The sequence below is a fragment of the Parabacteroides goldsteinii DSM 19448 = WAL 12034 genome, assembly GCF_000969835.1.
Taxonomy (GTDB): Bacteria; Bacteroidota; Bacteroidia; order Bacteroidales; family Tannerellaceae; genus Parabacteroides; species Parabacteroides goldsteinii.
Genome location: NZ_KQ033912.1, coordinates 3,433,157 through 3,446,023, shown reverse-complemented (window position 1 = coordinate 3,446,023; position 12,867 = coordinate 3,433,157). Strand labels below are relative to the sequence as shown.

General features: G+C 42.1%; 14 protein-coding genes. 2 read left to right on the top strand and 12 right to left on the bottom strand.

The annotated features are described in order from the left end of the window. Positions 1–6: 6 nt before the first annotated feature. The 3 genes from clpX to tig all read right to left on the bottom strand — a co-directional run bounded on the left by clpX (position 7) and on the right by tig (position 3,510). Positions 7–1,236 (bottom strand): ATP-dependent Clp protease ATP-binding subunit ClpX, encoded by a 1,230-nt coding sequence (gene clpX / locus HMPREF1535_RS12655; protein WP_009859576.1) that lies wholly within the window; start codon positions 1,234–1,236, stop codon positions 7–9. Positions 1,237–1,298: 62 nt separating this feature from the next. Further along, positions 1,299–1,967: an ATP-dependent Clp endopeptidase proteolytic subunit ClpP gene (gene clpP / locus HMPREF1535_RS12650; protein ID WP_009859577.1), complete on the bottom strand. Its 669-nt coding sequence runs from the start codon at positions 1,965–1,967 to the stop codon at positions 1,299–1,301. A gap of 190 nt (positions 1,968–2,157) precedes the next feature. Next, positions 2,158–3,510, bottom strand: a complete 1,353-nt coding sequence (gene tig / locus HMPREF1535_RS12645; RefSeq protein WP_046146300.1) for a trigger factor — start codon at positions 3,508–3,510, stop codon at positions 2,158–2,160. 325 nt (positions 3,511–3,835) lie between these two features. On the opposite strand from tig, the gene HMPREF1535_RS12640 reads away from it, so the two are divergent. Together HMPREF1535_RS12640 and HMPREF1535_RS12635 are read left to right on the top strand one after the other, a co-directional pair. Beyond that, the gene (locus HMPREF1535_RS12640) at positions 3,836–4,081 is read left to right on the top strand and encodes an RNA-binding regulator (RefSeq protein WP_009859579.1); all 246 of its coding nucleotides are present in this window, start codon (positions 3,836–3,838) and stop codon (positions 4,079–4,081) included. A gap of 82 nt (positions 4,082–4,163) precedes the next feature. Further along, the gene (locus tag HMPREF1535_RS12635) at positions 4,164–5,054 is read left to right on the top strand and encodes a CPBP family intramembrane glutamic endopeptidase (protein ID WP_046146299.1); all 891 of its coding nucleotides are present in this window, start codon (positions 4,164–4,166) and stop codon (positions 5,052–5,054) included. 12 nt (positions 5,055–5,066) lie between these two features. Here HMPREF1535_RS12635 and lptB read toward each other — a convergent pair whose 3' ends face one another. The 9 genes from lptB to HMPREF1535_RS12590 form a co-directional block, all read right to left on the bottom strand. Next, complete coding sequence (lptB, locus tag HMPREF1535_RS12630; RefSeq protein ID WP_009859581.1) at positions 5,067–5,819, bottom strand: LPS export ABC transporter ATP-binding protein; 753 nt, start codon at positions 5,817–5,819, stop codon at positions 5,067–5,069. Between the two features lie 128 nt (positions 5,820–5,947). Continuing rightward, the gene (locus HMPREF1535_RS12625) at positions 5,948–7,450 is read right to left on the bottom strand and encodes a leucine-rich repeat domain-containing protein (protein WP_244275609.1); all 1,503 of its coding nucleotides are present in this window, start codon (positions 7,448–7,450) and stop codon (positions 5,948–5,950) included. Positions 7,451–7,682: 232 nt separating this feature from the next. Then, positions 7,683–8,126, bottom strand: a complete 444-nt coding sequence (locus tag HMPREF1535_RS12620; RefSeq protein ID WP_009859583.1) for a hypothetical protein — start codon at positions 8,124–8,126, stop codon at positions 7,683–7,685. Continuing rightward, positions 8,123–8,608: a D-Ala-D-Ala carboxypeptidase family metallohydrolase gene (locus HMPREF1535_RS12615; RefSeq protein ID WP_009859584.1), complete on the bottom strand. Its 486-nt coding sequence runs from the start codon at positions 8,606–8,608 to the stop codon at positions 8,123–8,125. The genes HMPREF1535_RS12620 and HMPREF1535_RS12615 overlap by 4 nt, the downstream gene beginning before the upstream one ends. Further along, entirely contained in the window at positions 8,605–8,799 is a 195-nt protein-coding gene (locus HMPREF1535_RS12610) for a hypothetical protein (RefSeq protein ID WP_009859585.1), read from the bottom strand. The genes HMPREF1535_RS12615 and HMPREF1535_RS12610 overlap by 4 nt, the downstream gene beginning before the upstream one ends. Positions 8,800–8,810: 11 nt before the next feature. Next, a complete protein-coding gene (locus tag HMPREF1535_RS12605; RefSeq protein WP_009859586.1) occupies positions 8,811–9,254 on the bottom strand; it encodes an HU family DNA-binding protein in 444 nt (147 codons plus the stop codon). A 210-nt stretch (positions 9,255–9,464) separates the two neighbouring features. Beyond that, on the bottom strand, positions 9,465–9,932 hold the full coding sequence (locus HMPREF1535_RS12600; RefSeq protein ID WP_224264352.1) for a hypothetical protein: 468 nt from the start codon (positions 9,930–9,932) through the stop codon (positions 9,465–9,467). A 78-nt stretch (positions 9,933–10,010) separates the two neighbouring features. After that, positions 10,011–10,952: a beta-barrel domain-containing protein gene (locus HMPREF1535_RS12595; protein ID WP_009859588.1), complete on the bottom strand. Its 942-nt coding sequence runs from the start codon at positions 10,950–10,952 to the stop codon at positions 10,011–10,013. A gap of 15 nt (positions 10,953–10,967) precedes the next feature. Continuing rightward, positions 10,968–12,857 carry a glycosyltransferase gene (locus HMPREF1535_RS12590; RefSeq protein WP_009859589.1) on the bottom strand — a complete coding sequence of 630 codons (1,890 nt, stop codon included), beginning with the start codon at positions 12,855–12,857 and terminating at the stop codon, positions 10,968–10,970. Positions 12,858–12,867 lie beyond the last annotated feature (10 nt).

The window sequence follows — 12,867 nt, the reverse complement described above, 5'->3', positions numbered from 1 at the left end:
CAGGCATTACGCTATCTGCAAACGGTTTACATCTGATTTTTCAAACTTCTCCTTCGCATACTCCAATGTTACATGGAGTTTCTTCTTCTTCTCAGACGGCATGCTGAACATAGCATCCATCATGATAGCCTCTACGATCGAACGCAGGCCACGGGCTCCCAGCTTAAATTCCAAAGCTTTATCTACAATATATTCGTAAACGTCTTCATCAAACGTCAGTTTAATGGAATCCATCTCAAACAATTTGACATACTGCTTGATGATCGAATTCTTCGGCTCTGTCAGAATGCTGCGAAGCGTGCTCCGGTCAAGCGGGTTCAGATAAGTCAGAATAGGCAGACGGCCGATGATCTCCGGAATCAGCCCGAACGACTTCAGGTCGGTTGGCGTAATGTATTTCAGGAAGTTATTCCTGTCCACCTGAGCAGTATCCTTGCTGGCAGAATATCCCACAACACGAGTGTTCAGACGTTGTGCAATTTTCTTCTCGATACCGTCAAACGCTCCGCCACAGACAAAAAGAATATTTTTAGTATCTACCGCTATCATTTTCTGTTCCGGATGCTTTCTTCCGCCCTGGGGAGGTACGTTCACGATCGAACCTTCCAGTAGCTTCAGCAAACCCTGCTGTACTCCTTCTCCACTTACATCACGGGTTATAGACGGATTGTCACTTTTACGCGCGATCTTATCTATCTCATCAATAAATACAATTCCCCGTTGGGCTGCATCCACGTCATAATCGGCAGCCTGCAACAGACGGGTCAGAATACTTTCAATATCTTCTCCCACATAACCGGCTTCGGTCAGTACCGTAGCATCCACGATAGCAAACGGCACATGCAGTAATTTTGCGATCGTACGAGCCAGCAGGGTTTTTCCCGTACCGGTTGCGCCGACCATAATAATATTAGATTTCTCGATCTCCACGTCATCCGAAGTGACTTTCTGGAGTAATCGTTTGTAATGGTTATACACCGAAACAGAAAGGTAACGCTTGGCGTCATCCTGTCCGATCACATATTGATCCAGAAAGTTTTTTATATCCTCCGGTTTCGGCAGTTCCGCCTGGTCAAGTCCCAGAGAACTTTTCCTGGCAGGCTGTTGTTCTTTTACAATTTCATACGCTTGCTGTGCGCATTCATCACAGATGGCACCGGATATCCCATTTATCAGCATATTAACGTCCCGACTGCTTCTCCCACAAAACGTACAAACGTCGCCTGTTTTGGCCATAGATATTTTGTTTATTTATTTGTCGAAAAAGACAAGGCGCAAAGGCCTTGTCTCTATGTTTGTTATTTACTATTACGGACCAGGATCTCGTCTACCATTCCATAAGCTTTCGCTTCTTCGGCAGTCATCCAGTAGTCGCGATCGCTATCGCGTTCTACCTCTTCATAAGGTTTTCCTGAGTGAGTTGAAATAATAGTATACAGTTCTTTCTTTACCTTCAGGATTTCACGAGCAGTAATCTCGATATCCGAAGCTTGTCCCTGTACACCGCCCAGAGGTTGGTGGATCATCACGCGAGAATGCGGCAAAGCCATACGTTTGCCCTTCGTTCCGGCTACCAGCAATACGGCGGCAAAAGAAGCGGCCATACCTGTACAGATAGTAGAAACATCACATCCGATAAACTGCATGGTATCATAAATACCATAACCTGCATATACCGAACCGCCCGGCGAATTAATATAAATAGATATATCTTTGCCGGGATCGCTGGAATCCAGATATAATAATTGCGCCTGAATCACATTGGCCGAATAATCGTCGACCTGTGTTCCCAGGAAGATAATACGATCCATCATCAAACGGGAAAACACGTCCATCTGCGCAACATTCAGCTGGCGCTCTTCAATAATTGTCGGAGAAATATAACTGCTGGTGATATTCATATAACTATCCAGCGCGTTACTGTTCATCCGCAAATGCTTTGTTGCATACTTTCTAAAATCGTCCATAGTTTACTGTTTATTGTATAACCGAAAGTCATAAAAAAAGGGATTTCCCTCTGACTTATCGGAATAACAAAGTTATAAATAAATTTCTGAAAGAAACAACTTATTTGCTATCCGCTAAGATATTTTTTAGAGAGGAACCCCTTTTTCTTGCTGAAACCTTAGTAAATACTACGATTTCTGAAGAATAATATTATTCAAAGAGTTTGTTGAACTCTTCTGCTGAAACTTCTTTTACGTCCAGTTCTACCTGTTCTTTCAACCAGGCAGCCAGTTTTTCTTCTACTGCACGGTCGATAACATTCTGTAAAGTCTGTTTGTTTTTCAACATATCTTTTGCATAGTTGGCCAATACATCTTCAGGAACAGAAAGCATGCCGTACTGTGCAAACTGAGCTTTTGCCACACGTTTTGCAAAGTTTTCAATATCTGCATCTTCTACCTTCAGGTTATTGCCTTTCACCAGGTTTTCTTTGATCAACTGATATTTCAGGTCTTCGATAATCTTCGGATACTCTTCATCCAGTTTTTCAGCCGTATTCTTTTCATTTGCAGCCAGCAACCAACGTTTCAACAGGTCGTCGGCAAACTTCAGTTCGCCTGCTTTCTGTACCAACACTTCACGGGCATCCAACAGGAACTTAAAGTCGCTCTGAGGAGTGAACTGTTCTGCCAATGCATCCTTAATCTTATTCTTGAATTCTTCTTCGCTGGAAACAACGCCTTCACCGAATACTTTGTCGAACAATTCCTGGTTCAGTTCTGCCTTTTTGTGACGTGTGATTTCTTTAATCTCGAAGCTGAAATCTCCGGTAAGACCGGCAACAGCTTCTTTGTCAACCTTCAGCAAAGAAGCGATCTCTGCTTCAGCGCCTTCGTAAGCCTTATTCGGGTTGAACACGATTACAGTGTTAGCTTTTGCACCGATGAATTTAGCTTTTTCAGCTTCATCCTTCAGATAAGAAGGCATCAGTACTGCATCTTCCACAACGATACCACCTTCTTTCGGAGAACCGTTTTCAAGTTCTGCAATAGTACCTTTAACCAGGTCTTTTTCTTCTACTTCTTCAGCAGTGTCATAAGATCCGAAGTTTGCAGTATAAGCGTCAACCTGCTGGTTCAACATCTCTTCGTCGATAGCAACCTGATAATAAGGAAGCTTGTCGCCCTTACCCAGTTCGATTTTGATTTCCGGAGCCAAAGCTACGTCAAAACAAAATTCAAAATCTTCCTGTGTATCGAAATTAATAGGCTGTTGTTCTGTTTCGTTAGGCATCGGTTCGCCTAAAACGTTCAACTTATTCTCGTTGATATATTTGAACAGATTTTCGGAAACCAACTTGTTGACTTCTTCAACCAGTACATGTTTTCCATACATCTTCTTCACCATACCCATCGGTACCATTCCCTTACGGAAACCCGGTACATTTGCTTTCTGACGGAAGTTGCGCAGGCTCTTTTCAACCTGTTCAGCATAGTCAGCCTTCACTATTTCTAATTTCACAATACCGCTAACGGCATCAATGTTCTTAAGCGAAACGTTCATTCTGAATGATTTATTTAATTAATAGTCGTATCGAATTTTAGGCTGCAAAATTAGAGTTATTCTTTTAATCTCGCAAATTGTTTACTTAATTTGTTATAAGTAAGCCAAAATTAGACACATATTAATTTTTTCAATCCAAAATCTTGTATTTCTAAAATAAATGTATTCCTTTGTAATGTGAAAGGGGATTTACCTTGAACGTAAATAACATTGTTTTTTATTTCTTCATTTACTTGTTACTTGTCGATTTATCTATCACTGTTACGAAATTCCGGTTTATTACTTTCATCAGTAACAATTTTATTTTTTAATTATTTCTATTTTTATGAACATTTACATTGGCAACCTGAACTATCGTGTTCGGGAAGAAGATCTGAAACAAGTAATGGAAGAATACGGAGTGGTAGATTCTGTAAAGATCATCAAAGACCGTGAAACAGGTAAATCAAAAGGCTTTGCTTTTGTTGAAATGCCTGATGATGCAGCAGCTAAAAAAGCTATTGGAGAATTGAACGAGGCTGAATTCGAAGGTCGTCAGATGGTTGTAAAAGAAGCCAGACCAAAAATGTAATTCATTCTTTCCTGAAGAAATAAAAACTTCTACCTATATTTGGGCAGAAGTTTTTTTATGTCCGTACATTAATATTATAGATATGGTATTAAAAGGTATATATGCCGGTAAGCCGGCCATGTTCCAGTTATGGCTCCTGCTGGTCAGTCTTTTGTTCGGAGCAGTCCTGTCATCCCTGATCGGAACGGGATTCTTTGTTTTGTCACACGGTGTATCCGTCAATATAACGCAATACCCCGATATGATGCGAATGATGCAGTTGTTGTCAGCCATCGGGACTTTCCTGTTCCCGGCACTGGCAGTAGCCTGGCTGTGCAGTGCGGACCCGGCCGCCTACCTTTGTATAAAGCGTAAAGTGGATACCAAAATCCTGCTGCTAGCACTGGTCAGCATGTTCCTGATGTCCCCTGCGATCACACTGACAGCTTTGCTGAACAAGCAAATGATACTGCCGGAGTTCATGGCCCCGGTCGAAAGCTGGATGAAAGCGCAGGAAGCCCTTGCCGAACAAATTACCAATACGCTTTTAGCCGGCGACGGTATGCTTACATTCCTGTCGAATCTGTTTGTCATCGCTATAATGGCCGGTATTACAGAAGAATTTCTGTTCCGTGGTGCCCTGCAACGGATTATAGGTCAATGGACATCCAATCATCATATAGTCATCTGGTCTGCCGCTATTCTATTCAGCGCATTCCATTTGCAATTCTACGGGTTCCTTCCCCGTATGTTATTGGGAGCATATTTCGGTTATTTGTTATATTGGAGCAGAAACATCTGGATTCCGGTCTTCGCCCATTTCGTCAATAACGCTTTTGCCGTTATCAGCATGTCGGATATCCATCTGCGGGAGAATGAATTTATCACCGGAGATATATCCAACGCGAACCTGTTGCCTTACTCTGCATTAGCAGTAGTGACATTAGTCCTGTTCTTCTTATGCACCCGGCACATCAGGAGACTTTTGCAATAAAATAAGTTGAATTTATAAATCTTTTTTCCGCAGCACGAAGTCTTTCCCCAAATATTTTTCGCGTACGATCTCGTTTTCTGCCAATTGCTCTGCTGTTCCCTGGAAAAGCACTTTTCCTTCGAACAGCAAATAAGCACGGTCGCAAATGCTCAATGTTTCGTACACATTATGGTCGGTAATCAGGATACCGATATTCTTATGCTTTAACTTGGCTACAATCGTCTGAATATCCTGCACGGCAATCGGGTCGACTCCGGCAAACGGTTCGTCCAGCATAATAAACTTAGGGTCGATCGCCAGACAGCGGGCAATCTCGGCACGACGGCGTTCACCACCAGACAACTGGTCTCCCAGGTTCTTTCTAACCTTGTTCAATCCAAACTCAGCGATCAGGCTTTCCAGTTTTTCTTTCTGATATTCGGGAGTAGTTTCCGTCATTTCCAAAACAGAACGGATATTATCCTCAACCGTCATTTTACGGAAGATAGAAGCCTCCTGCGCCAGATAACCGATCCCGTTACGGGCACGTTTGTAAACCGGGAATTTCGTAATTTCCATATCATTCAGGAATATCTTTCCCTCATTAGGAGTCACCAACCCCACAGTCATATAGAATGTCGTCGTCTTTCCCGCCCCATTCGGACCGAGCAATCCAACAATCTCCCCTTGTTTCACATTAATAGAAACATGGTTCACCACCGTTCGCGTTCTATATTTTTTCACCAGGTCCTCCGTCCGGAGCACCATCTGTTGTTCGTCTGCCATATCCTAATAATTTACGGGTACAAAGAAACGCAATTAATTAGTTTTCCACAAGACTATTATCATTTCTTACAATTCCATTACCACCAACTACCCAACCAACCGCTTTCATGACCACTTCTCCTATTTTATTAACCTAAAAATATTTTTTTCAACACACTGATTATAGCAAACAAACCGAAGATCAGAGGATTAAAGACACCCCAGCCACCCATTTCGCCAAAAGAAAACAGATTATATAAAGCCGTTAACGAACCGGAAGAAACGAACATGATTTTACGCTTTATCAGATCTTCATATTTAACCCAATTTTCTCCCGAATAACCGGAACTTCCTTCCGGGACATAAATAGCTTCCAATGAAAAACAATTCTCAAATACATTCTCTCCAAAACGGGCAGGTGCCATTGATGAGAGAAAAGTAACATCTGTCAATTCGGAACAACATTGAAACACCTCTTTCCCAATCGCTTTCACAGAAGATGGGATTATAACTGAGGTAAGATATGTTTGGGAAAAAGCAGCACGTTCAATATCCGTGACAGATGCCGGAATTACAACAGATTTAAGAGCGGAATGGGAAAAAGAACCTGCACCAATCGTTTTCACGGAAAATGGAAGTTCTACGGAGGACAAAGCCGTTCCGTAAAAACCACCTGCTCCGATCTTCTCTAATTCCGATTTTTCGGCAAATGTCACTGACGATAATTTTCTACAATCAGTAAAGGCAGCCCCTCCGATTGCCGTTACGGAAGACGGAACCATTACCGACTCAAGAGGTGTTTTAGCAAAAGCACCCGCTCCAATCGTAGTAACCGAAGAAGGTATTGAGAATGAAGCCAGTGCTGTTTCTGAAAAAGCCCACTCACCGATCGCTTTTAAATTATCGCCACCAAACGTCACCAACGTCAATCTCCTGCAATACCTGAAAGCCCCCTCCCCAATCGTTGCAACAGAAGATGGAATCATAACTGAATGAAGCCTCGTCCCGGAAAAAGCCCCAGCACCAATCGTCCTCAAATTCATGTCTCCCGTAAAAGTTACAGACGAAAGTCTCTTACACTCCGTAAAGGCAGCCTTTCCTATAGTAGTTACGGAAGCCGGGATTACAACCGATTCCAAAGACGTCTCACAAAAAGCCCATTCACCAATTTCCTTTAGCTTCTGGTTTCCGGCAAATATAACCGACGACAGATTATAGCAATATCTGAAAGCAGCCTTTCTGATCGCGGTAACAGACGCCGGTATTACAACAGACTCCAGGGCTGTTTCATAAAAAGCATACTTACCGAGCGTTCTCAACTCCGAATCTTTAGCAAACACTACAGATGACAAATTGCTACATCCCGCAAAGGCTGCCCCACCTATCATCGTCACCGAAGCAGGAATCGTTACCGACCCGACACGCGGCAAATCTTTAAATATCAAACTCGGAATAACGGGAACACCCTCTTCTATATAAATTTCAGTCACTGCCCTTTTATCATTTTCACTGGCATTCTTCTTCCAATCGGCATAACCGCCATACATCAGAATAGTCAGCTTCCCATCCTGCAACTCATAACCGAAATCTTCCGCTGACAGGCTCCCCATCGAAAGCAACAACAAAGCAAATATCCAGATACAGTGTCTCATAATCATTTCTTTTCTGGTTAACAATTTATCATTTTTGCAAGATACACACTTATACGAACAATCCGTGATCCAAAGGATTAAAGTTATTTAAATCCGTTAGGATTTCCGTAACAGGCAAACAGAACATTTCCCATGCTAATTACTAATAACTCATTCCAAGAAGTTATAACATCATAATTTACCATCGTCTGATTAAAAATGCACTCTCATAGTGCAATACAAACAAAAGTATCTATTTTATCCGTCGCAATTTTCGTAGCAGACAGATTAAAATGATCAAACCAGGAATTAATATCCACCAGACAATCCGGCTCGTTTTTCTTCTGGTCACTTCCTGCTCGACGGAGACGGATGAAGTAACACCCTGCTCATTAACCGTATTGGCAGACACAGACACCAATTCTGTCGAATCTGCCATTCCCCATTCTTCAGTAGCATATACAATACGTTCTACATACTGTTTACCGGCACTGTCGGGTACGGAAAGGGAGACCTCCTTCAAACGAGACCAGCCCCGCAACAGCATCCCACGATTATAATGCAGGCAAGAAGTGTCCAACCGTGTATACGATATCGAATCCCTGAACGAACGAAGTTCTCTCCTGCTTCCGGGATTACGCGATGCACAGCCGGACAATCCTGCTATAAGTAATAAAAAACAAATACCACCTCTCATTTGATAATCACCTGGCGACGGTTCTTCCCCGTCAATTTCAATGACAAATGAATAAAACCACGGCGACGGTAATAAATCGCCTGATCAAAATTCAACCGGCTTTGCTGTAAAGCCTCCAGCAAACGACAACTGCCGAACGTATAAATATCCGCCGCCTCCCCTTTCAGATGCTGGGAATCGGCGACACCACCCACCAGATGATTCAATTCTTCACAACGATACCCACTGGAGATATGCATCCCCATAGGACAATCCGCATACTCCCGAAGCGGCTCCAATAATTTTCTAACCAGATTTCTGATTGCACGCTGCGCTTCCGGTGGCGGCGTATTGTCCAGGCCCTTCTCCACAGCAACCGCACTGTAGATAAACTCCCCCATGTAAAAATGATCACTGATCCAATCCGGATGATTTCTTCTCCACTTCATTTGTTCCGACGTCAAAGGTTCCTCTATTGCATATTGACAAAATTTCGTTTTCATTCTTTTCTTATTTTATATGAATAATCCACTCCAAACAAGGCTCCGGCAAACGTACTGATCTCCCCGAAAGCGACTAAAACGCTATTATGTATTTCCCCTGTCGGAGCCACCCAAAAACCGGAAAAGATCAGGATAAGACCGGCTGCACAAAGCAGCACGGCCATTACCAATTGAACATTCATTCTTTTCATCCATCATCGAATTACTCGATTTCCGGACGATCCTCACCACCTCCGGGATTCTCCGTTTTTTCAACTTCCGGAGTAATCAAAGAATAACCCATCGTTTTCTTAGTCTCACGCAAATCAAACCCGGGAGTGAAAACAATCTTCGGAGCACGAATCATACTTGCAGAGAACTTCTTTTTATCCTCCACGCCCTCGCTTCCGACCGTAATACGGAAATTACCGAATTCCCCCAACTGAACAATACGACCATCCTGCAATTCCAGATCCAGAATATAATTCAGATTATCCAGTACCGCTTTCACATCCGCACTCGATACCGTACTTCTAGCAGCAACCAACTTGCATAAACGTCTGATATCCGTAAATCCCGTACTTTTAGATACCGCATAATACAACTTCTTGGAACCTTTGACTCCCGGTTCCGACGGGCGCAGAACCAACTTGTAACCTTGTGCCATAATTAAAAATGTTTTTAGTGAATAATTAAGTACAACACAAAGATACGGCGGTAAAAAAGAGGCAATAAGCAATAAGAAGAGGAAGCTAAAACAATATAATCACATAAGAATCAAGTTGTTGATCTTTTAAACGATCAAGAAAGAGATTATAATCCCGGTTCTTACTGCTTTTCTGAAACGCCCATATTTTATATTCTTTAAATATAAACTTCAGCTTAACTTTACTTTCTCAATCAACTCAAACAACTCAACCAGATCATCCGTATCCACCTTGGCGTACCTGATTTTGTCAGATAATCCCTTGACTTCCAAGTCCATCTTAAACCCTAGCAAAAAAGAAAAAGCCAACTTGGAATAAGAAATCTTATGCTTTTTAGACGGTCGCTCAAACAGATTTAATATTTTCACAAACAACTCTTTATCTTTCAGATCGTACAGGAATTCCCCCAGAACCGTATCCTTGCGAACAAACTCCACAAACTGCTGTCGTTTACTCTTTATCAATGCGACCAAAAACTCACGGTAAGCAACATTCAGGTTTCCCCACTCAGAGAAAGCCAACCCGAAAGTACCTTTCACAAAACCGGCTTTTTCATTCTCCGGAAGATTTATCACTATTTCATTAAAATGCTGGACGGTAGGCTCGGCACCCAGCTGTGCCATCAGTAACTTTTTCATACGAATCCGGGAAGGGGATTGTTCATCCTTCCCGGCTCGAAAGCCACTAAACGAGACAAAAGAGACAACAAAAAAACTTCAGAACCCTTCTTTCAGTATCTTTTTCAGTGGCTGGAAGAAACGTTCTATCAAACGTACATCATCAGTTACAATTTCGGCTGTGGCTTTCATTTCATAAGAAACAGGCAGATTCTTCCTATAATTGGTGGTCAGTCCGTCCGGGAAGGCAATCTCCACCATATAATTGTCTTCCGAAGGCACCAGCGAAACTGACGACAAACGCCCGTTCACGATACCGAATTCCTGATCCGGGAAATTCGTAAACCGCACAATCACTCGCTGTCCGGCCTTCACCTTTCCGGACCGCTGAATCGGCAGTAAGGCCCGCCCGATCCAGGTCTCCCCGCCCTCAGGCACCATACGGGCAAAAATATCTCCCGCCGACAAATACAGGTTCGGAGCCCCTTGCACAAGCAACTGAACCTTTCCATCCGACGGCGCCACCAGGCAGTAAGACATCTCCCAGACACGGATCGCCGCCAGTAACTGTCCGACCGAAGCCCGGTAATCGCGGGCAGAAATATCTTTCGATGCCAGACTCATATAAGCCGGCTGAATATCCCCCAGCAGCCACACATCCTGCAACAGATAATAGCTCAGACGTTCCGGCTGCTCCTGATAACGTGCCAACAACTTCTTCAGCCGGAACACATCCTCCGTCCTGGCCGGGTTCTCAACCACCGCCAACGGAGCACCCATCTTTACCTCCTGTCCGTTAAACACATAAAGCTCATTTATCTTTCCCGACGAGCGGGCCACCACCTCCGCCACCGGATGCCGGCTTGTCAATGTCATCTCCGTCGTGATCACATCCGGATATCTAAAGAAATAGCTACCCACCAAAAGCGCCAGCACCACGATAAACAAGATCGTAATCCCCCACCGCACAATCCAGGCCGGGATCTGCCCCATCACCTCCTGAACCTCTTCGCTGCGTAATTCTATTTCTTTTCCTTCCATTGTTTCGATTATTAATTACCCAAGAACAGTATAAATCTGATCCATTATTGTAGATTCATTAAACAATTCAGCCCTTTCCAATGCCTTGTTTCGTAAATCATCCCTTAATGCCACATTTTCTATTACAGCTTTTAAAGCCTTATACAACAGAAACTCATCTTGTTCTGTTAGCAAACCATATTTTCCCTTGCCTAATATTTCTTCCGAGCCAGCATTCTTCGTTGCAACAACCGGTAACCCCAGACATAAAGCCTCACAAATTACAAGGGGAAAACCTTCAGACAAAGAAGAGGAAACAAAAACATCTGCTTCTTTCAAAAAAGGTATCGGATTTTTATGATACCCTCGCAAGAAAACAATATCATCTAATGAAAACTCTTTGATCAGTTCTTCCAACTTTACCCTTTGTTCACCTTCTCCAACAATCCATAAATCAAAATCTAATCCATCCTCAACTAAACGTCGAACAGCTTGTATCAATAACAAATACCCCTTTACCGGAGTCAATCTTCCAATACTACATAATGTAAATTTCCTTTTCGTTATACCCACACAATCCCATTTGCTCAAGAGTTCCGACCGATCAATAAGATTATAAATTACTAATAATTCAGATTTAGCATCTCCAAACAACTTAATATACTGCTCCTTTACATTATCACTCACAAAAACGATTTTATCCATTCTTTGAAAAATGCTATATTCATGTTCATCATTTTCATAATATCGCTTTGTCCAATGATAATTACACAAATCTGCATGAACCCAAGCTACCTTAACAGCAACGCTACCCCTTTCTGCAATATATTTTACCGCCAGTCCTTCCAAAAAAGCAATCTCTATGTCATAAAATCGGTTTTTAACTTTTTCACTGCCCGGAAAGAACCACGAAACCTCCTCCGGTATATCTGCAAAATAAATTCCTTCTTCAAATAGGACTAAAAGGTCAACGGCATATTTCTCATAATCAAATCTTTTCAATATATCGATCAATAATTTTTCAGCACCGCCACCTCCTAATGTATCGATACAAAACAATATCCTGATTTTACCATCCTTCAAATGTATCTCTTCTTTTTCTCTAATATGACTATATACATTTCGAACAAGTCCTTTACACTCCTCAAAAGTCAATTTATTACTATTCTGTAATTCAACTGCACTATTCAAAAAATCAAAATAAGCAGGATCAAGCTCAATGATCTTATTCATTAAATAATCCAGATAACAACACTGGACATATCTTAGATCTACCCGCCGTAAACTCGGATCAGCAAATAAAGACACATTTTCCCCTGTTCGAATATCCAACAACACCTCCGGAATATTGGCAAAAAGATATCCCTTCATTATTAAATCAGTCCATATCTCATAATATTCCACACATTCATGTCTCTGTATTTTCCCTAAACACGTTTTTAGAAACTCTCCAAAAACAGACTTGCGCATTATCACCGACTGAGTATATATAGCTTTAGAAAACAACATCTCAATGACAATATCATTATGCCGTACCTGATAAAAATAATTTACTCCGGAATTTCCATTTTCCGTAACCCAGGTACCACAAACATCAACATCTCTATGGTCCTCCATAAAAGAAAATTGGGTATGAAGTTTCCTGGGAACCATTAAATGACCAGCATCCATTAAAACAACATATTTCCCCTTTATGCTTTCCATTACCTGCCCCCATACTCCCGGTTCTTCAAATGATACAACATTCAAAATTCTCAAACGCATATCGATTGTATCCATACCATCCAGAGTATCCTCGTAATTAGCCCCTTCCTTCAACACAAGAAGTTCAAAATCTGAAAACGATTGCATAAAGACATTATTCACAGCTTCCTGCAAATACCTATTTCCATCATCTACTTTCAGAATAATACTAATCTCCGGCATATCAATACAT

Excerpts from the sequence above, each read along its gene's own strand:
- clpX (WP_009859576.1), bottom strand. The coding sequence starts at position 1,236 with ATGGCCAAAACAGGCGACGTTTGTACGTTTTGTGGGAGAAGCAGTCGG.
- clpP (WP_009859577.1), bottom strand. The coding sequence starts at position 1,967 with ATGGACGATTTTAGAAAGTATGCAACAAAGCATTTGCGGATGAACAGT.
- tig (WP_046146300.1), bottom strand. The coding sequence starts at position 3,510 with ATGAACGTTTCGCTTAAGAACATTGATGCCGTTAGCGGTATTGTGAAA.
- HMPREF1535_RS12640 (WP_009859579.1), top strand. The coding sequence starts at position 3,836 with ATGAACATTTACATTGGCAACCTGAACTATCGTGTTCGGGAAGAAGAT.
- HMPREF1535_RS12635 (WP_046146299.1), top strand. The coding sequence starts at position 4,164 with ATGGTATTAAAAGGTATATATGCCGGTAAGCCGGCCATGTTCCAGTTA.
- lptB (WP_009859581.1), bottom strand. The coding sequence starts at position 5,819 with ATGGCAGACGAACAACAGATGGTGCTCCGGACGGAGGACCTGGTGAAA.
- HMPREF1535_RS12625 (WP_244275609.1), bottom strand. The coding sequence starts at position 7,450 with ATGAGACACTGTATCTGGATATTTGCTTTGTTGTTGCTTTCGATGGGG.
- HMPREF1535_RS12620 (WP_009859583.1), bottom strand. The coding sequence starts at position 8,126 with ATGAGAGGTGGTATTTGTTTTTTATTACTTATAGCAGGATTGTCCGGC.
- HMPREF1535_RS12615 (WP_009859584.1), bottom strand. The coding sequence starts at position 8,608 with ATGAAAACGAAATTTTGTCAATATGCAATAGAGGAACCTTTGACGTCG.
- HMPREF1535_RS12610 (WP_009859585.1), bottom strand. The coding sequence starts at position 8,799 with ATGAAAAGAATGAATGTTCAATTGGTAATGGCCGTGCTGCTTTGTGCA.
- HMPREF1535_RS12605 (WP_009859586.1), bottom strand. The coding sequence starts at position 9,254 with ATGGCACAAGGTTACAAGTTGGTTCTGCGCCCGTCGGAACCGGGAGTC.
- HMPREF1535_RS12600 (WP_224264352.1), bottom strand. The coding sequence starts at position 9,932 with ATGAAAAAGTTACTGATGGCACAGCTGGGTGCCGAGCCTACCGTCCAG.
- HMPREF1535_RS12595 (WP_009859588.1), bottom strand. The coding sequence starts at position 10,952 with ATGGAAGGAAAAGAAATAGAATTACGCAGCGAAGAGGTTCAGGAGGTG.
- HMPREF1535_RS12590 (WP_009859589.1), bottom strand. The coding sequence starts at position 12,857 with ATGCCGGAGATTAGTATTATTCTGAAAGTAGATGATGGAAATAGGTAT.